This is a genomic window from Nonomuraea endophytica, assembly GCF_014203235.1.
In the GTDB taxonomy this organism is placed as follows: Bacteria; Actinomycetota; Actinomycetes; order Streptosporangiales; family Streptosporangiaceae; genus Nonomuraea; species Nonomuraea endophytica.
The window spans coordinates 224,317-245,964 of sequence record NZ_JACHIN010000008.1; the positions used below are offsets into that span (position 1 = coordinate 224,317).

The following is a 21,648-nucleotide window of genomic DNA, read 5'->3' on the forward strand; positions in this document are numbered from 1 at the left end:
GGAGATATGAGTCAGAGTGATCGGGGGCTGCGCCGCCTGGCGGCCGGCACACTGCTCGTCGCCTTCCAGGGCACCACTGCGCCCGACTGGGTGCTGAGGGAACTGGAGCAAGGCCTCGGCGGCGTCACGCTCTTCGGTTTCAACGTCGGCAACCCCGCCCAGGTGGCGGAGCTGACCGGCAGCCTGCGGGCCGCCGGGGAGCCCGTCATCTCGCTGGACGAGGAAGGCGGCGACGTCACCCGTCTCGCCTACCACGTCGGCAGCCCTTACCCGGGCAACGCCGCTCTGGGCGCGGTGGACGACGTCGAGCTGACGCACCGGGTCTACCGGGCGATCGGCTCGGAACTCGCCGCGTGCGGGATCAACCTGGACATGGCCCCCGACGCCGACGTCAACACCGCCGACGACAACCCCGTCATCGGCACCCGCTCGTTCGGCAGCGACACCGCGCTGGTGGCCCGCCACACCGTGGCCGCCGTACGCGGCCTGCAGTCGGTGAACGTGGCCGCCTGCGTCAAGCACTTCCCCGGCCACGGCGCGACCCGCATGGACTCGCACCTGGCCATCCCCGTCGTGGACGTCACCATGGACGTCCTGTACGAACGCGAGCTCGCGCCCTTCCAGGCGGCCATCCAGGCGGGCGCCAAGTCCATCATGACCGCGCACGTCGCGGTGCCCGCGCTCACCGGCGACACCCCCGCCACCCTGTCGGCCGCCGCGCTGAGCGTGCTGCTCCGCCAGGAGCTCGGGTACGACGGAGTCGTCGTCTCCGACGCCCTGGACATGCACGCGATCACCAAGAGCGTGGGCCTGGCCGGGGGCGCCGCGCGCTCGCTGGCCGCCGGTGCCGACATGCTGTGCCTGGGCCCCGTCCCCGGCTACGACGACGTCCAGCGCGTCATCGCCGAGATCGCCGCCACCGTGCCGGTCGAACGGCTGGAGGAGGCGGCGGCCCGGGTGGCCGCGCTGCGCGAGTGGTTCGGCTCAGGCACCGCCCCCACAGCCGAGCTGAACGTCATCGGCCTGGCCGCCGCACGCCGCGCGGTCCGCCTGACCGGCGCCACGAACCCGCTCACCAACCCCCTCGTGGTCGAACTCGACACCCCGCCCACGATCGCCGTCGGCGACGTGCCCTGGGGCCTGGAACTGCCCGAGGCGGAGACGGTCAGGCTGAAGCCGGACGAAGCGGACGCCCTGGAGATCTTGGAACGCGCCAGAGGCCGCTCGCTCATCGTCGTCGTCAAGGACGCGCACCGGCACACGGCCAGCCGGCGGCTGGTGACCATGCTGGTGACCGCCCGGCCCGACACCACGGTGATCGAGATGGGCCTGCCCGTGTGGCAGCCCGACAGCGCCGCCTACATCGCCACGTACGGCGCGGCCAGAGCCAACGCGATGGCCGCCGTCGAACTCCTCACCGCCTGACATCCCACCCCTGATGTGACCGGGGGGATGACAGCGACAGGCTCCCGGCCCCGACGGTCTATGTGGGGGTCGGACTTCAGGGTGATGCTTGGTGTCTTTGGCTTGTGTAAGTGGGTCGGCGTTCAGGCGGCGGGTTTGCGTGCACGCCGCCTGAACGCCTGCCCTCCGGGCCCGAACCCCTGGGCCCGGGGACCTGGGCCCGCTACGCGAGCGTCCCGCCCGTCCAGCCGGTCACGGCCGTCCGCAACGCGGCGAGGAACAGCGAGGCGTCCCGGCCGTTGATCAGCCGGTGGTCGTAGGCCAGCCCGATCAGCGCCGGAGTCCCGTCGGCCGGTGATGTCACGGCCAGCGCGCCGGCCGTCCCGGGGAAGACGAACGGGATCGCCATCTCGACCTCCCCCTCGGTGTGCAGGGTCACGACGAAGTTGGCGCCGGTGAGGTCGGCCTCCTTGAAGTCGCCGGTCGTGGCGGCCAGCCGGTGCTTCATGAGCGTCCCCGCGAGGTCCTTGAGGGTACGGCCGGCCGCGTCGTGCACCACCGGCACGTACAGACCCTCCCCCAGGTCCACCGTCACCCCGATGTCCGGCGTGGTGGACAGAACCGCATGAGAGCCATCAAGCCTGGCGAAGAACAGCGGGAACTCCCCGTGCAGCCCCGCGACCGCCTGGACGAAGATCTCGGCCACGCCTACCGGTCGCCGGACCTCCCTGGTCAGGGCGCGGGCTCGCTCCAGCGCGGGCGTCAGGTTCATGCGCACCGCGACGTAGGCGGCCGGGATGGTCTGGTGGGACAGCTCCACGGCCCTGGCCACGGCACGCTGCACGCGGGGCAGTTCGCGCCTGTCCTCTTGGGTCAGCAGGCGTTCCACGTCGGCCCGCCGTACCAGATGCACGCCCAGGCTCGCGACCTGCTCGGGCGTGATGCCGTGCTGGTCGATGAGGACCTGGGCGGGCGCGGTCACCAACGGCCCGCCCACCTCGTCACCCCCGGAAGGCGCACCAACGGAAGGCACGGCGGGCGCGGGAAGGACGTCAACGGTGGTGGGGGTCGGAACGGGGGCGTCGAGGCCGATGGTGGCGATCACCTCGTCGGGGCGGCACCAGGCGCCGGCCTTCATCGCGTGGCGCAGGACGCCGGTGGTGTCGGCGGGTAGTTCCTCGGTCGCCTTGGAGGTCTCCACGAGCACGACCGCGTCGTCCTCGTGCACCTCGGCCCCGTCGGGAACCAGCCACTCGACGATCATGTACTCGGTGTCGTTGTTGTTCAGCTTGGGCACGCGCAGCTCAGCCACGGATGACCTCTCTGATGACGCGGTGGATCACGGTCTCGTCCACGACCACTTCGCGCTCCAGGTGGGCGGCGGTGGGGATGACGGAGTCCGCGGAGTGGACGAGCGTCACCGGGCCGGCCAGCCGGTCCCAGTGCCGCCGGTGGACGGCGTGGGCGACCTCCGCCCCCCAGGTGCCGCCCGCGGTGCTCTCCTCGACGACGAAGACGTGCGGCGCGGCGGGCACGTCGACGTCGAACGGGTAGAGGCGCGAGGGGACCAGCAGGGTGCAGGAGATCTCCTCTTCCATCAGCAGCGAGTACATGGCGGCCAGCGCCCGGTGGGCCATGCCGCCGGGTGCGACGATCACGCAGTCGGGCCGGGTGTCGAGGGAGACGCGGGCGACGCCGCCGGTGTTCTCGACGGTGAAGGGCGGCCGGACGGCGTGCATGGGGCGGGTGTAGAGGACCTTGTCCTCGAACAGGATGCACGGCTCCTCGCGGGCCAGCATCTCCTCCAGGACGGCGAGGTTGTCGTGCAGGTGCGACATCTCGTACAACGCGAGGCCGGGGATGCCGACGAAGTGCTTCTGCAGGCTCTGGCTGTGGGTGGGGCCGTAGCCTCTGCCGCCGCCGACGGGGCAGCGCACGATCATGCGCATGGGTACGCGCGAGCCGTACATGGAGACGGATTTGGAGGCGAAGTTGAGCAGTTGGTCGAAGGCGAGCGCGGCGAAGTCGCCGAACATGATCTCCACGATGGCGCTGTCGCCGCACAGGGCCAGGCCGGCGGCGACGCCGGTGATCGCGCTCTCGCTGATCGGGGTGGTCAGCACGCGGCCCGGGTGGCGGGTGGACAGGCCGCGGGTCACCTTGAAGGCGCCGCCGTAGGGGTCGAGGACGTCCTCGCCGAGCAGGTAGAGGTCCTGGCGGGTGTCCATGAGGGTGTGGAGGGCGCTGTTGAGGTTCTCGGCGACTCTCATGGGCCCGCCCATCGGGACGGCGGGCGGGCGATGACGTCGGCGGCGACGGCCTCGACGCGGGCGCGGGCGGCCTGGTCGAGGCGTTCCGACTGCTCGGGGTGGGCGGCGGCGTAGAGGGCTCGCCAGTCACGCAGTTCGCTCAGGACCTCGGGCGGGCGGGTGTCGTCGCCCTTGCTGTGCGGGCCGATCCGGTGGGTGGCGAACTCGGCGATGAGCGGCTCGCCCTGCCGTACCCGCGCGATGAGCGGTTCGAGCGCGGTGCGGATGGCCGGCAGGTCGAAGCCCTCCACCAGGTGGTGGCCGATGCCGAAGGCGGCGGCCCGGCCGGCGATCGTGCCGGCCAGGTTCGCGGCGATCGGGGTGGACTGGGCGATGCCGTTGTTCTCGACCACGACGAGGACGGGCAGCCGCCAGAGCGCGATGATGTTGAGCGCTTCGTAGACGGCGCCTTCGCCGAAGGTGCCGTCGCCGATGTAGACGAGCGCGAGCGCGCCGGAGCCCGCCCGCGCGAGGTGCAGGGCGACGCCGGCGGCGACGGGCAGGCTCTCGCCCTGGACGCCGGTGGACAGGTAGCCGTCGCGGCGGATGTGCTGGCTGCCGCCGACGCCCGCGCAGACGGCGCCCTCGCGGCCCATGATCTCGGCCAGCAGCCCTTCGAGGTCGCCGAAGCGGGCCAGGTAGTGGCCGTGGCCCCGGTGGTTGCTGAAGACGTGGTCGCCGGGGGTGAGCAGCGGGCGCAGGGCCACGGGCACGTACTCCTGGCCGAGGCAGGTGTGCGTGGTGCCGTTGAGCAGGCCCTGGGAGAACAGGTCGAGCAGCTTCAGCTCGAACGCCCTGATCTCCAGCATGAGGGTCAGGTCCGCGTCGTCGAGCTTCGGCACCAGCGCCCGGTCGAGCGTGGTGGTCATCGGCGCATCACCTCGACGAGCCCGGCGATGGTCGGGTTGTCGAAGAAGTCGTCCAGCTCGATCTCGACGCCGAGGCGCTTGCGGATGCGGGCGATGATCTGGGTGATGGTCAGCGAGTGCCCGCCGAGGTCGAAGATGTCGTCGTGCGGCTCGACCGGCGAGAACTTGAGCACTTCCTCCCAGATCGCGGTGATCTCCGCGAGCAGCGGGTCGTCGGGCGCGGCCTCGGCGGCTTCCTGCCGGGACGCCTCGGGAGTGGCGGCGGCCAGGTCGTGGAAGGGGGCCAGGTCCTTCAGGGAGCGGCCGGGCTCGATGCGGGCCAGGAGCGCCTGGAGGTCGGCGGCGACGCGGCCGGGGTCGGGCAGTTCCTGCGGGTCGTGGCGCAGGCTGGCGGTCAGGCCTCCGGGTCCGTCGAGGAGCTGGAGCTGCAGGGCGCCGCGTACGGCCTGGTTGAAGGCCAGCCATTCGACCTGCCAGCCCGGGATCTCGGGTCCGGCCTTGCGGTAGCTGACGCTGACGGGGGCCAGCGCCGCGTGCGGCCTGATTCCCGGTACGGCACGCGCCACGGGCACTTCGCGATAGCCGTACACGAGACGCAGCTCAGCACGCAGAGCGGCGGCGAAGTCGGCGAAGGACGCGTCAGGAGACGGCTCGCCGAAGACCGGCACCTCGTTGACGAACGCCCCGATCCGCCCGGTCTCGGCAGGCGTGCGGGTGGACAGGTCGACCGCGGTCACGACGTGCTCGTTGCCATAGGAGCGCAGCAGCGTGTGCAAGGCGGCCAGGACGACCTCGAACCTGGTCAGGCCGGGCAGCTCCGGCGGTTCGAGCGTGAACTCCAGCACGCCGCCCTCGCTCGCGCGGCGTGAGCGCAGCCGTCCGCCGGGCACCGCCACCTCGCCCGGCTCCCGCCAGCGCGCCGACCAGAACGCCTTGGCGTCCTCCAGTTGGGCCGCCACGCGCTCACGCTGGTCGGCGGCGACGTCGAGTGCCTGCAGGGGGCCGGGCTCGCGGCCCTCGTAGAACGCGGCGAGGTCGGCGACCAGCACGTCCTTGGACTGGCCGTCGAAGACCAGGTGGTGGGCGAGGACCAGCAGGCGGTCACCGGCCAGCGTGAAGCGGATCAGCGGCCCCTTCTCCAGGTCGAAGGGCCCGTCGACGGGCTGCGCGTCGAGCGCGGGCCGCAGGGCCGCCGGGATCAGGTGGGGCACGCCGGAGCGCTCCTCGACGGCGCAGGCCAGCAGCGGATGCCGTTCCACGAGCCTGGTCACGGCGGCGGCCAGGCGCTCAGGGTCGGGCGGTGCGGCGAAGCGGACGGTCAATGGCATGTGGTAAGCCGACCCGGCGCCCATGGTCTCCATGATCCACATGCCGTGCTGGGTGAAGGTCGCTTCGGTCATCTAACAACCTCTCGAAGTGCGTGTTTGTCCACTTTGCCGTTGTGGTTGCGCGGCAGAGCGTCGAGGGAGATGAGGCGGACGGGCAGTTCGTGGGGAGCCAGGCGCTCCTTGAGGAAGATCCGCAGCTCCTCGTGGGTCACCGGGCCGACGACGGCGACCGCGACGGCCTTGCCGAGCGTCGCGTGCGCCACGTCGAAGGCGGCCGCCTCGGTGACGTCGGGGTGCTGGTAGACGGCGTCCTCGATGTGGATGGTGGAGACCTTGTAGGCGCCGGACTTGATGACGTCGCTCTCGCGGTCGACCAGGTAGAGGTAGCCGTCCTCGTCGATGTAGCCGAGGTCGCCCATGCGGACCCAGCCGGCGCGGAAGACCTCGCCGGTGGCCTCGGCGTCGCCGTAGTAGGCGCGGACCGCGGCCGGTGAGCGCATCCAGACCTCGCCCGTGGTGCCGGTCGGCAGGGGTTCGCCCTGCGCGGTGGCGATCTTCACGGCGCCGCCCGAGGCCGGTCGGCCCACGCTGGACGGCCGGTCAGGATCGAAGATCATGACGGTCTGGGCGGGCGCGGCCTCGGTGGAGGTGTAGTAGTTGGTGATCGTGGCGTTGGGGAAGGCGTCGCCCAGCCCCACGGCGATCTTGGCGGGCAGCGGCGCGGCGGCCGAGCCGAGCAGCAGCACGCTCGACAAATCGTGGCGCTCGTGCACGCGGGCGGCGAGCATCTCGATGGCCATGGCGGGGACCAGGAAGACCGTGCCGGCCTCGTAGTGCTGGATGAGCTGGGCGAAGCGGCCGGGTGTGAAGCGGGGCAGCGTCACCGTCTCGGGGTGCGCGTCCACCGCGTTGACCAGCATCCACTGACCGGCGTTGGTGCCGATCGGGAAGGCGTGGGCCAGGTGCTTGCTGTGGGCGAAGGGGCGGCGCCGGCCGCCGCAGCCGTGGGCGAGGTTGGCGTGGGTGGCTGAGACGCCCTTGGGGCGTCCCGTGGTGCCGGAGGTGTAGAGGATCTGGGCGAGGGACCCGGCTGTGGGCGGCGGCGGCGCGGCGGCGGCCGCCAGGACACGCGGGACCTCACCCGGGCGTAAGACCGTGCTCGCGCCGCAGTGGGCGAGCATCGCGTCGATGTCGGCCCGCGCGAGCCGGTCGGACAGCGGTACGGCCACGCCGCCCGCCTTCACCGCCCCGAAGAAGGCGACGGCATAGTCGAGCCAGTCGCCGTTGCCATAGACCAGCCCCACCCGGTCACCCTCGCGGACTCCCCGTTCGACCAGCGCGGCGGCCAGGTCGGTCGACCTGGTCTCCCACTCACCGAAGGTCAGCGAGCCCGTGCCGTGGACGGTCATCGCCACGCGACCGGGGTCCGCGGCGGCTCGCGCGCGGAGAAGGGATGGAAGCGTCACGCTCACGATCGCCCCCAGGCTCGTACGTCTTTCTATTAGTAAACTTTCCTTTTATTTCAATGAGCGTCAGTCTCGCATGCTGCCGCGGCGGAGACAAGCCCCGAACCCTTGCACTGCTGGCCTTGCGGTCTTCGGAAGATCCATGGAACACTCAACAGTAAAGAATCTTTCCAGTAAGGTGCTCTCTCCATCCGGGAGGCCGGGCAAGTGATGATCAAGGAAAGGCTCGCCGAGCTCGTCGCGGAGTCATCCGACGGCGAGATCAGCGCCCAGGAGGCGTTGACGGCGGGAGTACCGCTCAGCGCGCTCGGACTCACCTCCATCGCGCAGTTACGCCTGATCGACGCGATCGAGTCGGAGTTCGGCGTCGAGATCGACCTCACCGACGAGGGCGTCGCGCTGCTCGACGACCTCGACGCGCTGGCCGGGCGGCTGGCCGCGCGATGAGCGCCGACTTCGCCGCGTGCGACTCGGGCACGGCGCCGCTGACCTGGGGGCAGCGTGCTATCTGGGAGGCGATCCAGCGCACCGCCCCCGACGACCACTACTTCAACTTCGGCCGGGTGCTCAAAGTGCCCGGCCGGCGCCCGGCCGCCGAGGTCACGCGCGCGCTGGGCGCTCTGGCGGAACGGCACGGCGCCCTGCGCACCCGCCTCGGCGACCGGGCCGAGCAGCGGCTCTTCGCCAAGGGCCGCCTGCCCGTCGAGGTCGTCGCCGGCGACCCGGACAAGGTGCTGGACGAGCTGGCCGCGACCCGCTTCGACTACTCCGCCGAGTGGCCGATGCGGGTCGCGCTCGTGGCCGACGACGACGCGGTCACCCACGTGGTGCTGGTCTTCTGCCACCTCGCCGCCGACGGGCTCGGCGCCGAGATCGCCGTACGCGACCTGCGCGCGCTGATCCTGCGCGGCCACGTGGCCGGTCCCCGCGCCCCGCAGCCGCTCGAACTGGCCCAATGGCAGGAAGGCGCGGAAGGCCGCCGGGTCGCCGAGGCGGCCGCCGCGCACTGGGCGGAGGAGCACCGCCGCGCGCCGTCCACGATGTTCGCCGAGCCGGGCGGCGACGGGAGCACGCCGCCCATCTGGCGGGCCATGCTCCACTCCCCCGCGCTGGGCCTGGCCGTCCGCGCGATCGCGCACGCCCGGCACACCTCCACCTCGACCGTCCTGCTGGCCGCCACCGCCCTGCTCGCCGGGCGGCACTCCGGCCACGACACCTGCGCGATGCTGCCCATCGTGGCCAACCGCTTCCGCCGCGACAGCCTCGGCATCGTCAGCACGCTCTCCCAGGAGGGCCTGTTCACGCTGGACGTGAGCGGCGAGTTCACCGACGTGCTGCGCGCCGCCGGACCGGCCGCGATGCGCGCCTACCGCTCCGCCTACCACGACCCGGCCGACCGGACGCGCGTGGTCTCGGCCGAGAGCGAGCGCAGGGGCGAGCCCGTCCACCCCAACTGCTGCTTCAACGACATGCGCCTGGCCGACCCTGGCCCGGCGCCCTGCACGGCCGCCGAACTGGACAAGGCGCTGGAGGACAGCGCGCTGGAGTGGCCGATGAGCCAGGACATGCTCAACTGCAGGTTCTGCGTGCACGTGACCGGCGAGGGCGTCTCGCTGACCGCCGACACCCGCTACCTGCCGCGCGCCGCCATGGAGCGCTACCTGCTGGACCTGGAGTCCCTGCTGGTCGAGACGGCCCGCCGATGACCGTCAGCGCCTACGCCGCCGCCACCTCCTGCGCGCAGGGGTCCTCGCTGCGGTTCACGCTCTCCGCGCCCGCCGACGTCGAGGTCACCGACGCCGCCGACGAGCGCGTCCTCTTCTCCGGTACGGCCACGCGCGACTGGAAGCTGGAGATCGGCGCCGACTGGCCCAGTTCCCTCTACCGGGCCCGGTTCGGCGCCGAGATCCCCTGGCCGCAGAGCCTTCCTGGCGGGCGTCCCTGCCCCGACAACGAGGTCTACTTCGTCGTCCGGGAAGCGGTGCCGGCCGCCCCGATCCTGGTCAGCCTGCCGTTCACCACCTGGCAGGCGTACAACAGGTCCGGCGTGCCCGGCGAGGGCGTCTACTGGACCGAGTCCCCGCACCGGGCCGCCCGGGTCAGCTTCGACCGTCCCGGCGTCGGCCCCTCCCCCGAGCGCTGGGAGCAGGGCATGCTGCGCTGGCTGCGCCCGGCCGGCTACGACGTGGCGTTCTGCTCCAACCTGGACCTGCACGACGGGCTCGACCTGCTGACCCGCCACCGGATGCTCGTGGTGAACGGCCACGACGAGTACTGGACCGCCGGCATGCGCGACGCCGTCGAGGAGTTCGTCCGCCTGGGCGGCAACGTCGCCTTCTTCGCCGGCAACACCGCGTGGTGGCAGATCCGGCTGGAGGACGGCGGGCGGACCATGGTCTGCCACCGTGACGCCATCGCCGACCCGGTCACCGACCCGAGCCTGGCCACGGTGGAGTGGTCGGCCGCGGGCCGTCCGGAGAACTCCCTGACCGGCGTCAGCTTCCGTGCCGGGGCGGGGACGTGGGGACCGTACATGCCGCTCATGCTGGAGGAGTCCTACACGGCGCGCTTCGCCTCGCACTGGGTCTTCGAGGGGACCGGGCTGACCGACGGCGACAAGTTCGGCCAGGGCTGCCTGGGCTACGAGACCGACGCGGCCGAGTTCGACGAGGTGGGCGGCGTGCCGCGGGCGACCTCACGGGACGGCACGCCGGCCTCGTTCGTCGTGCTGGCCACCGCCGACCTGCGCCACTGGGCCGCCTACGGCCAGGGCGGCATGGCCACGATGGGCGTCTTCTCCAGCGGCCTCGGCCAGGTCTTCACCGCGGCCACCGTCAACTGGGGCAACACGCTGCACGACCCGGTCGTCGAGCGCGTCACCAGGAACGTCATCGACCGCTTCTCCGCCACGGAGACCGAGCGGTGGGAGGTCATCGGCCCCAGCGCCGACGTCAGGGCGATGGCCGTCCTCGGCCGCACCCTGTACGCGGCGGGAGCCGACGGCACGCTCATGAGCCGCGAACTGTGCGGCCAGAACCTGCCCTGGACCAGCGCCCCCGCCACCGCCGACCTCCGCGGCCTGGCGGTGCCCAGGGAGGCGGCGGGCGGCCGCGGCGTCGCCCTCTACGGCGTCTCGGCCGAAGGCCGCCTCCTGCAACTGGACGGCACGGCCTGGCGCGACCTGTCCCCGGCCCCGGAACACCCCGTGGGCCTGGCGATAGCCGACTGCACGTTCTACGTGGCCACCGCCACCGGCGACCTGTGGAGCCAGCCCTTCGGATCCTCCGGATGGGAGCCGGCCGGCTCCTCGGCCGGCGCGGTCAGCCTCGGCGGGATGAACGGGCGCCTGTTCGCGGTGAACGAGCGCGGCCTGCTGCTGACCATGCTGCCGGGCGGCGCGTGGGAGGAGCACGGGCTGGAGGTTCCCGGCACCGTCCTGACCGCCCACGCCGGGCTGCTCGTCGCGGGCGGCCCCGGCCTGCCACTGCGCTGGCATCCGCTCAGGAGCACCGGGACACAGCGAGGGCCCGGCGACATGGGCCGCCGGGCATAGCGAGGGCCCGGCGATGTGGGCCGCCGGGCATAGCGAGGGCCCGGCGATGTGGGCCGCCGGGCATAGCGGGAGCCGGCGGTAAGAACCGCCGGCTCCCGGGTTTTCAGGCAGGGTGTTTTACCACCACCACCCTCCACCTCCCCACCAGCCCCTGCGGCGGCAGCCGCCACCCCAGCGACGCCATCTACGGTGACGCCTCCGCCTGTGGCGACGGCGGTGGCCATGGCCCCAGCCATCCCAGTCTGTCGAGAAGCCGACATTCGCCATGATTCCCCTCCTCATGAACAAGCTCCCGTGACGGGAGCTCCCATATGCCGACAAATCGACGCTAACACCGCATAAGTCACATATAAGGAGATAAAGGGAGTATTGGCGCGTTCTTGGCGTGTGGCCCCTTAAGCCCAAATACACATGGGAACGATCGGTGGAAAGTATCTTGCGGTCTTGGCATTACCGAGATCAGAAGCGGGCCGCCCACACCAATTCGTGCATGAGCGGCCCCGGCATCGCCAGCACCTCCCCGAAATCCGTGGCCAGCGGCGCCAGCTGGGAGGCGTACGCCAGCACCGCCCGGCGCTTGGCCACCCACGCCTCGCCCTTCAGCGACGGCGCCCGGCAGGGGGCGATGGCACAGGACAGCGCCCTGATCGGCGCGCCCGCCCGGGGATGCTCGGCCAGCGCGCCCGCCGCCGCCTCGGTGCCCCACTCGGGCACGACCGAGGCGTACGGCAGGTCGGCGTAGATCCACGGCGCGGGCAGCCCGGCCCCGGCCAGGGCGTCGAGCGCCTGGTCGCGTACCTGGGCGTGGTCGGCGTTGCCGATGCCCATCGGGATCAGGATCCTGGTTGCGGCCCCGGCGTGGGCGCCCAGGAAGTCGGCCAGGCCGGCCAGCCGTACTCCGTTGGCCGGCTGGTCCGGGTTGTCCAGGACGAGCTGCTCGACGCCGAGCAGGTCGCACGCCCTGGCGTCCTCGGCCCGCCGCTCGCGGGCGGCCTCGGCGGCCGAGGTGAACCCGCACAACCGTTCCCACGCCGACGGCGCGCGGCCGTTCGGCGGCGCGCCGCCGAACACGGTCACGAACACCGCCGGGCGGGGCAGCGCGTTGAGCAGCCCCGACACCGACAGCGCGGCGTCGTCGAAGTGCGGCGAGAGCACAATCGTGCGGAAGCTCACTACCTGGCTCCGTTTCGCGTCAGTGCCAACCCCCGGCTGCCGCGCTTGCGGACGTAGGCCAGGCCGTCGCAGACCTGTTCGAGGGCGGGCGGGGCCAGTTCGCGGCGTTCGGCGACCCGCCAGACGTCCTGCTCACGTACCCATGGCCAGATCGTGTCGGCCATACGCTCCTCGGCCAGCGAGATCAGCAGGACCTCGGCGGGCAGGTCGTGCAGCACGTCGAGGTCCTGCCCGTAATACAACATCTCGCCGAGCAGGTAGACCTTGGCCGGCCAGCGGCGGTGCGCGGCCAGGTCCTCCAGGCTGTCGGGCAGCGCCGCCACGCCGTGCTCGCGTTCCAGGCGGGCGCGGAAGAGCGGGTTGGGCTCGGCCGCGCGCACCTCGTACCCCTTGGCCAGCAGCCGCGCGGTCAGCGCCCCCTGGCAGGCGCCGACCTCGACCACCGGCCCGTCCTCCGGCACGCACCAGCGCGCCACCCACGCCGCCGTGGCGTCCAGACGGGCCATCTCGTACGGCGAGCCGCGAAACTCCCACGGGTCGTCGGCCAGCGCGGCGTCCTCCCCGAGACTGGCCGTGAGCGCGTAGAGCCGGTCGGCCTGCCCGGCGTCCACCCGGAAGAACCGCTCCACCGAGGGCACCCGCTCGGTGGTGACCAGCCGGTCGGCCACCCGGCTGGCCAGCAGGTCGGCGCCGTGCCGTACCACGAACTCGATCTTCGCGGCCGCCTCGGCCGGGGTGAGCGCGGCGGCCTGGTCGGCGAGCACCTGGAGATGCGCGCTGTCGCCCGCCGAGCACAGCGCCGCGCCCGCGGTGCGCGCCACGGTCCATCCGTGGCGGGCCCGCCGCATGCGGTGGTCGGCGGGCGAGTGGGTCCACACCACCGGGTCTGGCAGCGCGTCCAGGGCGGCGGCCACCTGCTCGGGTGCGGGCGGGGCGGCCGTGTTGCGGCCGGGCTCGACGTACGGCGCGAGCAGGTCGAGCCGCTCGCGCAGCGGCAGTCCGCCGGGCAGGACGAGCGCCGCCGGAGGCGTCCCGACCAGCACGTGGACGTCGTCGTCCGGATGCCGGGCCAGGACGGAGACGAACTCCAGGGCGACGTCCTCCGCGTGCAGGACGGCTAAGACAGGCAGCATGATTGGTTATCCCCCGTGATGTGGTGTCAGCCCGGCCGGATCGCGGCGATGGCCTCGCGCAGCGCCGCCGGCGGGCGGTCGCCGAAGCGCTCCAGATAGGCGGCAGTCTGCTTGGGATCGTCCTTGAGGAACGGGAAGTCGCTGGCGACCATGTGCCGGATCGCCAGCAGCGGAACCGGGCTGCCGAGCGGCCGGAAGTCGGGGTTCCAGAGTCCCGCCTTGGGCGGCGGCCCAGGGTAGAACTCGCCGATCATCAGACCGGCCTCGACGTATTCCTGCTTGAGCATGAGCTGCACGGTGTCGATCAGCTCCGCCGCGCGCGCGTGCGGCAGATCGGGCACCAGCACCAAGATCGTACGGAACTGCGCCGAGACGCCGGCGGGCGTCACGAGCTGCTGGAAGTAGGAGCGGAATCCGGCCAGCCGTTCGGACAGTTCCTCAACGGTCGGCTCGCCGGGGCAGACGGCCAGGTAGAAGGTGCCCCGGTCGAGCGAGGTCTGGGCGTAGGGGCAGACGGGGCCTTTCCTGCCGAGGGACGGATGGGGCCGGGTCAGGTACGCGCGCGCCCAGTCCACGATGGCGCGCAGCGGCTTGCCGTACATCTTGACCAGGTCGGAGTCCCCGTCGAGGTCGGCCACTTCGATGAGCACGCGAGTGGGGTCGGTGGGATCCGTGAGCATGGTTTAGCGGACCTTCCTGGCGAGCATGGCGACGGCGGCGAGCCCGGCGGCGCCCACCGCGGCCCAGCGCAGGACGGCGTCCTGCCGCTTGGCCTTGGCGAGCGCATCGGCGTAGGGCGTGGTGGTGTGGGAGACCATGGTGTAGAGCGGCACCCAGCGGCCGGGGAAGATCCTCGCCAACGTCAGATCGGCGCGCTTGCGCGCGTGGTGGAGCGGCGAGCGGACCCGCTCGCGCAGCTCGACGAAGTTCTGCCTGGACAGCTCGTCCAGGACGTCGGTGTGCGGCCGGCGCCGGCGCTCGAACTCGGCGAAGGCGGCGGCCAGGTCGTCGGGATGCTCGTCCAGACAGGCGTCGAGCACGGTGCAGTCTTCGAGTGCGGAGTTCATGCCCTGGCCGTAGAAGGGGTAGACGGCGTGGGCGGCGTCGCCGATCAGCACGACCTGGCCCTCGTGGTGCCACGGCGCGGTGCGGATCGAGACGAGATGGCCGACGGGTCGCTCGGCGAACTCCTTGGCCAGGTCGGGGATGAGCGCGAGCGCGTCGGGGAAGCGTTCGGCGAAGAACGCCTCCGGGTCGGTGATGGCGGCGAGCTTGTCGTAGGGCAGGAAGAGGGTGGCGGTGGCTGAGCCGTCCAGGTTCGGGTGGGTGACGATGAGCCCGTCGTCGCCGCCCGGCCACACGTGCAGCGCCTCGTGGTGGCTGGGCATCGTGGGGATGGTCAGCTCCTTGTACCCCCAGGGCAGGTACTCCTGGCGGAAGTCGGCACGGGCGCCGCGGTGCATGAGCGTCCTGACCGTGGAGAACGCGCCGTCGGCGCCCACGACCGCGTCCGCCTCCGGCAGGGCGCTCAGCGTGGTGTCGAAGCGGAAGGCCACGCCGGCCGAGTCGGCCTGGTTGATCAGGCTGATGACCAGGTCGCGGCGGCGGATCGAGTGCAGGATCTCCGTCTGGCGGTTGCCGTACGGGTGGAAGGCGACCTTGCCGTCGGGCGCGTGTACGGCCCGGCCGCGCATGGGCACGGTCAGCGGCTGGATCTCGGCCATGAGCCCGACGTCGGTCAGCGCCCGCATGCCGCGGGCCGACAGGCCGAGGTTGATCGAGCGGCCCTCTTCGTCGTCGTAGCGGCGCGGATCCGGCCGCCGTTCGTAGACCTCGACCTGGTGGCCGCGCCTGACCAGGTAGCAGGCGAGCAGGCTGCCCGCGGGCCCCGCCCCCACGATCGCGATCTTCACTGCGCCTCCCGCCGCGCCACGAGCAGTTCGTCGGTGCCGGGCGCCGACAGCGGCAGGCGCTCGATGCCGTTCAGCCCGGCCGCCGACGCCCAGCCGGCGACCTCGTCGTAGGTGTACAGGCGGCCGCCCTGGGTGGCGGCGAGGTTGAGGCTGAAGCCGCCCAGGAGGGCGACGTCGTGCGCCCCGGCGCCGTCCGGCGGGTCGGCGAAGGGTTCCAGGACGAGCAGGACGCCGCCGGGCTTCAGCGCGCGGGCCGTACGGGCGACCAGGTCGGCGCCGGCCTCGGGGTCGAGGCCGTGCACGACGTTGAACAGCAGCACGGCGTCGTGGCTGCCGTCGATGGGGTCGGCCAGGTCGCCGGGGACGAGGTGGATCCGCTCGGCCAGCCCGGCCTCCTCGACGTGGGCGCGGCCCTGCGTCAGCGCGCCGGGCAGGTCGATGACGGTCGCGGTCAGGTCGGGCGCGGCGCGGCAGAAGGCGATGCTGTAGATCGCGTGCCCGCCGCCGATGTCGAGGAGGCTGCCACCGATCTTCGGGGCCGCCTCGACGACCGCCGGGGCCAGCATCCAGGCCAGCCCCGCCAGCATCGTCTGGAAGTCGCGCACCCGGTCGGGGCTGCGCTCCAGCCAGGGGTAGAACGGCTCGGGCGGGCGGCCGGTGCGTACCGCGTCCTCCAGCCCTTGCCACAGTTCGCCGAGCAGGTCGTGCCAGACGGCCAGGGCGGGCGCGAACCCGCCGCCGGCGGCGCGGTCCAGCCATGGGCTGACGGGCGGGCCCGCCGTATAGAGGTCACCCGACTTGCGCAGGTAGCCGAAGCCCACGAGCGCGTCGAGCAGCACGGTCAGCGGTTCGCCGGGCAGGCCGAGCTTCGCCGCCACGCCGGCGGCGGACTGCGGCCCGGCGCCCAGGACCTCGAAGAGGCCGAGCCGCTGCGCGGTCCCAGCCGTGCGGAAGGCCATGGCGCCGATCAGGTCGAGTATGGCGCCAGGGCCTTGGTTCAGATCGCGAAAGGAATGAAGGACGTCAGGATCTAGATAGAGCGGCATCCGAGGGCTCCTCGATGTCGGGCAGTTCCGTCTCCACCCGGCGCAGGCGCGGCTGGAGGTAGGCCAGAGGCGCGAGCACGAGCAGCCCGGCCCCGGCGAGCAAGAAGATGAAGGCGATCCCGCGGCCGGGACCGGTGCCGATCAGCGTCCCCACGCTGTCGGCCAGCGCCCCGCCGGGCGCGAGCATCGGCTCGAAGACGCGGTCGGCCAGCGGCCCCGCGGCGAGATAGGTCAGGACGGTGGCGGACTGGGTGACCATGCGGACCGCGCTGAGCACGCGGCCCAGCTCGTTCGGCGCGGTCTTGAGCTGGATGACGGTGATCCCTGTCCCCTGCACGAACGGCAGCGTGAACAGGAAGGCGGGCGCCACTACGGCGATCAGCCAGGGCGATGGGCTCAGGCTGTGGGCGGCCAGCAGCACGCCGCCCGCGAGCATGAAGACGAGCATGCCGCGCACCCGCTGTTTCGGGCCGCCCCAGGCGCTCATCACCAGCCCGCCGGCGAAGATCCCCCCGCCGCCCGCGGCCATGAGCACGCCGAGCACGGCGGCCGAGCCGAAGGACAGGATGAGCGGCTGGACGAGCACGCCGGCGATGCCGAAGAACAGGTTGTAGGCGGCGAGCAGGACGACCAGCCAGAACAGTCCTCGCCTGGTTCGCAGGTAGGACAGGCCGAAGGCCAGGTCGCGCAGCCACGGCTCGGCCGGTCTGCCCTCGCCGGGCCGGGTCACGGCCTTCGACAGGGGCACCAGGTGGAGCACCACCCGGGAGATCAGGAAGGCGGCCAGGTCGATGACGACCACGCCGGTGAGTCCGACGGCGACCAGCAGCGTGCCGGCCAGCAGCGGCGAGGCGATGCGGACGGCGTCGGCCACCTGCATCATGCCGTTGGCCCTGCCGAGCTGCTCCTTCGGCACCAGCAGGGGCATCATCGAGTGGTAGGCGGCCATCTGCGCGGTGCCGAAGACGGCGCCGACGGCGGTGACGAGGTAGATGTGCCAGACCTGCAGCCCGCCGGTGGCCAGCAGCACGGCCAGCGCGCCGGTGGTCAGCGCGGCGCCCAGGTCGGCGCCCATCATGAGCTTGCGCCGGTCCCAGCGGTCGGCCAGCGAGCCGACCAGCGGCGCGAAGACCACCTCCGGCAGGATCGCGCAGAGCGTGATCGTGACGAACTGGGTGGCAGAGCCGGTCTGCTGGAAGACCCAGACGCCCAGCACGAAGCCGGTGATGCTGGAGGTGATGATCGACAGCAGCTGGGAGGACCAGATGATGACGAAAGTCCTAGGCACGACATCCTCCCGGGAGGGTTCCGGAGTCGATCAGGTCGTCGAGGTAGGCGTCGAGCAGCGCGGGCGCGGGCGGGCACACCAGCCCCGCCTGGGCGAGCCTGGCCTCGGTGGCCGAGCAGTCGAAGCGCGGGCCGCGCTCGTCGCCGTACTCGGCGAAGTAGGCGGGGAAGGCTGCGACAGGCAGCTCCTCGCCCTTCTCAAGCCGCTCGCGCACCTCCGCCCGCCACTCCGCCGCGGGCGTCAGGGCCACGGCGACTCCGTGCGCGACCATGCCGTCCGCGAGCTGGGCCGAGCTGAGCGTGCCCGGGTTGTGGTAGTGGAAGTCGCCTTCCGCGCCGTTCCTGGCCAGGTGGCCGATGGCCGCCGCGACGTGGTCCACGGGGGCCATGTCGAGCTGTTCGCCGTCGGGAACCGCGCCGAGCACCGCGCACGTGGCCAGGAATCTGGCCAGAAAATCGTTCTTGGGCACCTTCCCGGTACGGCTGTCGCCCGAGATCCGCGCCGGCCGGTGGATCGCCACCGGCAGCCCCGCCTCCCTGGCCGCGGCGGCCAGCCGGTCGGCCACCCACTTGCTCTGGTCGTAGCCGAGGTGCAGGTGTTCGGGGTCGGGCAGCAGGTCGCCTTCTCGCACCACCCGCTCCCCCGGCGCCAGGTAGACGCCGAGCGTGGAGACCAGGTGCACGGGTGTGGCCGTGCGGGCGGCCAGGCGCAGGATCGCCAGCGTGCCGTCCACGTTGGCGGCCTTGAGCCGGGCGTAGGGGCGGGTGAAGTCGACGGCGCCGCCGTTGTGCAGGATCAGGTCCATCTCGTGGGTGGGCGTGATGGGCCCGGCGGCCAGATCACCTGGTTCCGGGACGATCCGGTCGGCGAACTCCTCCTGCCACAGGCCGTGCGCTTCGAGGTTGCGGCGCAGGCGGTCGGCCGGGGCCGCGCCCCTGACCAGGCAGTGGACGGTCGCGGCCGAGCGGGTCAGCAGGTCGGCCAGGAGGTGGGCGCCGAGGAAGCCGGTGGCGCCGGTGAGCAGGACCCGGCCGGGTTCCCGGCGCGGGCGGGCGGGGACCACCGCGTAGTCGGCCGGCAGGACGGCGTCGCCGTACAGGCCGGGTGGGGCGGTGGCGGGGGCGTGGCCGTCGAGGGCCGCGGCGAGCTCGGCCAGGTCGGCGCAGGCGAAGAAGACGGGCAGTTCGACGCGGACGCCGGTGGCGTCGGCGAGGCGGGTGACGGTGCGCGGGGTGAGCAGGGAGTGGCCGCCGAGGTCGAAGAAGTTGTCGCGGCGGCCGGCGCGCACGCCGAGCACCTCCTCCCAGACGGCGGCGACGGTCTCCTCGGTCGGGGTGCGCGGGCTCTCGTAGGCGACGGCGGCGATCTCGGGCTGGGGCAGCGCACGGAAGTCGATCTTGCCGTGCGCGGTGAGCGGCAGCGCGTCCAGCGCGACGGCGGCGGCGGGCACCATGGCGGGCGGCAGCCGGTCGGACAGGAACGCGCGTAAGTCGGCGGTGGCCGGCGGGTTGCCGGTCAGGTAGGCCACCAGCCGGCCGCCCGCGGCGGTCACCACCGCCTCGCGGACGCCGGGGTGGGCCAGGCAGGCGCTCTCGACCTCGCCGGGTTCGATCCGGACGCCGTTGATCTTGAGCTGGCGGTCGGTGCGGCCGAGGAAGTCGAGCGTGCCGTCGGCGTGGCGGCGGACGAGGTCGCCGGTGGCGTACATGGTGGCGCCGGGCAGGAACGGGTCGGGCTGGAAGCGGGCGGCGGTCTGCTCTGGGCGGCCGAGGTAGCCGCGGGCGACGCACTCGCCGCCCAAGTGAAGCTCGCCGGGCACGCCGACCGGCGTGGGGTGGCCGTGCCGGTCCAGCACGTACGCGCGCACGTGCGGCAGAGCCGTGCCGATCGGCAGATGGGTGCGGCCGGTGAGCTCGCCTCCGTCGACGGTCCGGTAGACGGTCGCGCAGACCGTGGCCTCGGTGGGTCCGTAGTGGTTGTAGAAGGCGACCCGGCCGCCGGTGAGCGTGGCCCAGGTGCGCAGACGGTCCAGCGGGACGCTCTCGCCGCCGACCATCATCGTGGTGAGCGGGCCGGTGTCCACGGGGCCGTGGCCGGACAGGTCGTCCACCCACTGCTGCCACAGGGCGCTGGCGGTGTCGACCATGGTGATGCCGAGCCGTTCGCACAGGGCGAGCACCGCGGGGCCGCCGAGTGAGGCGGGGTCGGGGTGCAGGACCAGCGCGGCGCCGCTGACGAGCGCGGGGAAGATGTCGCCGACCGAGGCGTCGAAGCTCAGCGGCGGCACCATGAGCACCCGCTGGCCGGGGCCGAAGCCGTGCGCGTCGCGGAAGGACATGGCCAGGCGCGCGGCGGTGCGGTGCTCGACGACGACGCCCTTGGGCGTGCCGGTCGAGCCGGAGGTGTAGATCACGTAGGCGGCGCCGGGTTCGCACGCGTCGCCGGGCAGCCGTTCCACCCCCGTCTCGGAGATCACCGCGGCGCAGCCGTCCAGCATGAGCCGGATCCTGGCCTCCGGCTGGGCCGGATCCACCGGCACGTACGCCGCGCCCGACTTGAGCACGCCCAGCAACGCCACGATCGCCTCGGGTCCGGCGCGCATCCTGATCCCGACCAGCGCGCCCGGCTCGACGGCGAGTTCCTCCGCCAGCAGGCCGGCCCGCCGGTCGAGCTCGGCATAGGACAGCAGCCCCTCCTCGGTCACCACGGCCGGCGCGTCGGGGGTGCGGGCGACCTGCTGGGCGATGAGCCCGTCGAGCCGGTCGGGCAGCACCAGCGCGAGTTCGGCGGCGGTGAGCATCCGCAGCTCGCTCAGCCGCTCACCCGGCCGCTCGACCATCTCCTCCAGCAGCCGCCGCAGGTGCGCGGCCATCCGCTCGACGGTGGCCGGTTCGAACAGCTCGCTGCTGTAGGTGAGCATGAACTGCAGGTGGCTCTCGTAGACGACCACGTCGACGGCCAGGTCGAACTTGGCGGGCGCCAGCCCCGAGATGACCGGGGTGCGCTCCAGTCCGGCGAGCGTGAGGCTGCCGGTGCCGTCCGTCAGTCCTTCGTCCGGGTTGTCGAGGTTGAGCATGGCCTGGATGAGGGCGCCGTCGTCGCCGTGCCGGCGTAACGCGGCGACCACCTCGTCGAAGGGCACCTCCCGGTGCGCGAACGACTTCAGCACCCTGCGGCGCACCCGCTTGACCAGGTCGCGCACGGTCGGGTCGCCGGCCAGGTCCGCGCGCAGCGCGAGCGTGTTCACGAACGGGCCGAAGACCTGCTCGAAGTCGACGTCCTCGCGCCCGGCGACGGGGATGCCGACGCAGAAGTCCTCCTGGCCCGAGTAGCGGGCCATCAGGGTCTGGAAGGCCGCCAGCAGCACCATGAACGGCGTGCACCGCTCGGCCCTGGCCAGCGCCGTCACCCGCGTCCAGAGCTCGACGGGCATGCGGTGGATGACCAGGTCACCGGCTCCCGTGGGCGCGGCCGGGCGCGGGTGGTCGGCCGGCAGGTCCAGCGCGGGCACGCCGCCCAGGTCGGTGGTCCAGAAGTCGAGGTGCGCGCCGTGGTCCTGCTCGCGCTGACGCCGGGCATAGTCCGAGTACGGCGGCGCCGACGGCAGCTCCGGCGCCGGTCCGCCCGAGGCGTGGGCCGCGTACAGGGCCGACAGCTCGGGGAACAGGATGCGCTCCAGCGACCAGGCGTCGCCGATGATGTGGTGCAGGACAAACACCAGCACGTGCTCGTTCTCGCCGACGCGCAGCAGGCTCACCCTGGCCAGCGGGCCCGTGGCCAGGTCGAAGGGGCGGTTGGAACGTTCGGACAGCAGCGCGGGCAGGTCTTCCTCGGTGGTGTCGAGGAGTTCGACGGGGACTGGGGCGGCGGGGTGTACCAGCGCGGAGGGGACGCCGTCGGCCTCGGGAAAGACGGTACGTAAGGCCTCGTGGCGGCCGGTCAGATCGGTGAAGGCACGCTCCAGAGCTGCGACGTTCAGGGGGCCGGTCAGCCGCTCCGCGACGGCGATGTTGTAGGACGAACCTCCGCTGGAGAGGCGGTCGAGGAACCACAGGCGCTCCTGCGCCCTCGACATGACCGCACTGTGCATGAAGACCTCTCCTTGAGCACCATTTGGGAGGTTCACAAACTCTTAGGAAACTTTCCTATTTATTAGCCGAGTTTGA

Annotated in this window: 16 protein-coding genes; 4 read left to right on the plus strand and 12 right to left on the minus strand. The window is 72.4% G+C overall.

What is annotated here, in order from left to right:
• Positions 1 to 6 precede the first annotated feature (6 nt).
• Positions 7 to 1,425, plus strand: coding sequence for a glycoside hydrolase family 3 protein (locus HNR40_RS28870; RefSeq protein ID WP_184966767.1), 1,419 nt, complete (start codon positions 7 to 9; stop codon positions 1,423 to 1,425).
• A gap of 202 nt (positions 1,426 to 1,627) precedes the next feature.
• On the opposite strand, the gene HNR40_RS28875 is transcribed toward HNR40_RS28870, so the two are convergent.
• From HNR40_RS28875 to HNR40_RS28895, 5 genes are read right to left on the minus strand one after another with little or no spacing between them, the layout of a single operon-like run.
• Positions 1,628 to 2,716, minus strand: a complete 1,089-nt coding sequence (locus HNR40_RS28875; protein WP_184966770.1) for a 2-oxo acid dehydrogenase subunit E2 — start codon at positions 2,714 to 2,716, stop codon at positions 1,628 to 1,630.
• Complete coding sequence (locus tag HNR40_RS28880) at positions 2,709 to 3,674, minus strand: alpha-ketoacid dehydrogenase subunit beta (RefSeq protein ID WP_184966772.1); 966 nt, start codon at positions 3,672 to 3,674, stop codon at positions 2,709 to 2,711. The genes HNR40_RS28875 and HNR40_RS28880 overlap by 8 nt, the downstream gene beginning before the upstream one ends.
• Positions 3,671 to 4,582, minus strand: a complete 912-nt coding sequence (locus HNR40_RS28885; RefSeq protein WP_184966774.1) for a thiamine pyrophosphate-dependent dehydrogenase E1 component subunit alpha — start codon at positions 4,580 to 4,582, stop codon at positions 3,671 to 3,673. Before HNR40_RS28885 ends, HNR40_RS28880 begins: the two co-directional genes overlap by 4 nt.
• Positions 4,579 to 5,982 (minus strand): condensation domain-containing protein, encoded by a 1,404-nt coding sequence (locus tag HNR40_RS53755; protein WP_221340946.1) that lies wholly within the window; start codon positions 5,980 to 5,982, stop codon positions 4,579 to 4,581. The genes HNR40_RS28885 and HNR40_RS53755 overlap by 4 nt, the downstream gene beginning before the upstream one ends.
• A complete protein-coding gene (locus HNR40_RS28895; protein WP_312896548.1) occupies positions 5,979 to 7,382 on the minus strand; it encodes a class I adenylate-forming enzyme family protein in 1,404 nt (467 codons plus the stop codon). The genes HNR40_RS53755 and HNR40_RS28895 overlap by 4 nt, the downstream gene beginning before the upstream one ends.
• A gap of 204 nt (positions 7,383 to 7,586) precedes the next feature.
• On the opposite strand from HNR40_RS28895, the gene HNR40_RS28900 reads away from it, so the two are divergent.
• Genes HNR40_RS28900 through HNR40_RS28910 form a run of 3 tightly spaced genes read left to right on the plus strand, consistent with a single transcriptional unit; the run spans position 7,587 to position 10,929 of the window.
• Complete coding sequence (locus HNR40_RS28900; protein WP_184966776.1) at positions 7,587 to 7,823, plus strand: acyl carrier protein; 237 nt, start codon at positions 7,587 to 7,589, stop codon at positions 7,821 to 7,823.
• Positions 7,820 to 9,082 (plus strand): condensation domain-containing protein, encoded by a 1,263-nt coding sequence (locus HNR40_RS28905; protein ID WP_184966778.1) that lies wholly within the window; start codon positions 7,820 to 7,822, stop codon positions 9,080 to 9,082. Before HNR40_RS28900 ends, HNR40_RS28905 begins: the two co-directional genes overlap by 4 nt.
• Complete coding sequence (locus HNR40_RS28910) at positions 9,079 to 10,929, plus strand: N,N-dimethylformamidase beta subunit family domain-containing protein (RefSeq protein ID WP_184966780.1); 1,851 nt, start codon at positions 9,079 to 9,081, stop codon at positions 10,927 to 10,929. The genes HNR40_RS28905 and HNR40_RS28910 overlap by 4 nt, the downstream gene beginning before the upstream one ends.
• A 459-nt stretch (positions 10,930 to 11,388) precedes the next feature.
• Here the strand turns inward: HNR40_RS28910 and HNR40_RS28915 are convergent, their stop codons facing one another.
• Genes HNR40_RS28915 through HNR40_RS56580 form a run of 7 tightly spaced genes read right to left on the minus strand, consistent with a single transcriptional unit; the run spans position 11,389 to position 21,572 of the window.
• Positions 11,389 to 12,102 (minus strand): PIG-L family deacetylase, encoded by a 714-nt coding sequence (locus HNR40_RS28915; RefSeq protein WP_184966782.1) that lies wholly within the window; start codon positions 12,100 to 12,102, stop codon positions 11,389 to 11,391.
• Positions 12,102 to 13,235: a class I SAM-dependent methyltransferase gene (locus HNR40_RS28920; RefSeq protein WP_184966784.1), complete on the minus strand. Its 1,134-nt coding sequence runs from the start codon at positions 13,233 to 13,235 to the stop codon at positions 12,102 to 12,104. Before HNR40_RS28920 ends, HNR40_RS28915 begins: the two co-directional genes overlap by 1 nt.
• Positions 13,236 to 13,261: 26 nt before the next feature.
• Positions 13,262 to 13,915: a DUF6875 domain-containing protein gene (locus HNR40_RS28925; RefSeq protein WP_184966786.1), complete on the minus strand. Its 654-nt coding sequence runs from the start codon at positions 13,913 to 13,915 to the stop codon at positions 13,262 to 13,264.
• Positions 13,916 to 13,918: 3 nt separating this feature from the next.
• Positions 13,919 to 15,148 (minus strand): FAD-dependent oxidoreductase, encoded by a 1,230-nt coding sequence (locus tag HNR40_RS28930; RefSeq protein WP_312896549.1) that lies wholly within the window; start codon positions 15,146 to 15,148, stop codon positions 13,919 to 13,921.
• Positions 15,145 to 16,194 (minus strand): methyltransferase, encoded by a 1,050-nt coding sequence (locus tag HNR40_RS28935; protein ID WP_221340947.1) that lies wholly within the window; start codon positions 16,192 to 16,194, stop codon positions 15,145 to 15,147. The genes HNR40_RS28930 and HNR40_RS28935 overlap by 4 nt, the downstream gene beginning before the upstream one ends.
• Positions 16,172 to 17,482 (minus strand): MFS transporter, encoded by a 1,311-nt coding sequence (locus HNR40_RS28940; RefSeq protein WP_184966791.1) that lies wholly within the window; start codon positions 17,480 to 17,482, stop codon positions 16,172 to 16,174. Before HNR40_RS28940 ends, HNR40_RS28935 begins: the two co-directional genes overlap by 23 nt.
• Positions 17,475 to 21,572 (minus strand): non-ribosomal peptide synthetase, encoded by a 4,098-nt coding sequence (locus HNR40_RS56580; protein ID WP_184966793.1) that lies wholly within the window; start codon positions 21,570 to 21,572, stop codon positions 17,475 to 17,477. The genes HNR40_RS28940 and HNR40_RS56580 overlap by 8 nt, the downstream gene beginning before the upstream one ends.
• Between the last annotated feature and the right edge of the window lie 76 nt (positions 21,573 to 21,648).

Coding starts and splice junctions, on each gene's coding strand:
- HNR40_RS53755 (WP_221340946.1), bottom strand. CDS start 5,982: ATGACCGAAGCGACCTTCACCCAGCACGGCATGTGGATCATGGAGACC.
- HNR40_RS56580 (WP_184966793.1), bottom strand. CDS start 21,572: ATGCACAGTGCGGTCATGTCGAGGGCGCAGGAGCGCCTGTGGTTCCTC.
- HNR40_RS28910 (WP_184966780.1), top strand. CDS start 9,079: ATGACCGTCAGCGCCTACGCCGCCGCCACCTCCTGCGCGCAGGGGTCC.
- HNR40_RS28925 (WP_184966786.1), bottom strand. CDS start 13,915: ATGCTCACGGATCCCACCGACCCCACTCGCGTGCTCATCGAAGTGGCC.
- HNR40_RS28920 (WP_184966784.1), bottom strand. CDS start 13,235: ATGCTGCCTGTCTTAGCCGTCCTGCACGCGGAGGACGTCGCCCTGGAG.
- HNR40_RS28935 (WP_221340947.1), bottom strand. CDS start 16,194: ATGCCGCTCTATCTAGATCCTGACGTCCTTCATTCCTTTCGCGATCTG.
- HNR40_RS28905 (WP_184966778.1), top strand. CDS start 7,820: ATGAGCGCCGACTTCGCCGCGTGCGACTCGGGCACGGCGCCGCTGACC.
- HNR40_RS28880 (WP_184966772.1), bottom strand. CDS start 3,674: ATGAGAGTCGCCGAGAACCTCAACAGCGCCCTCCACACCCTCATGGAC.
- HNR40_RS28870 (WP_184966767.1), top strand. CDS start 7: ATGAGTCAGAGTGATCGGGGGCTGCGCCGCCTGGCGGCCGGCACACTG.
- HNR40_RS28885 (WP_184966774.1), bottom strand. CDS start 4,582: ATGACCACCACGCTCGACCGGGCGCTGGTGCCGAAGCTCGACGACGCG.
- HNR40_RS28900 (WP_184966776.1), top strand. CDS start 7,587: ATGATCAAGGAAAGGCTCGCCGAGCTCGTCGCGGAGTCATCCGACGGC.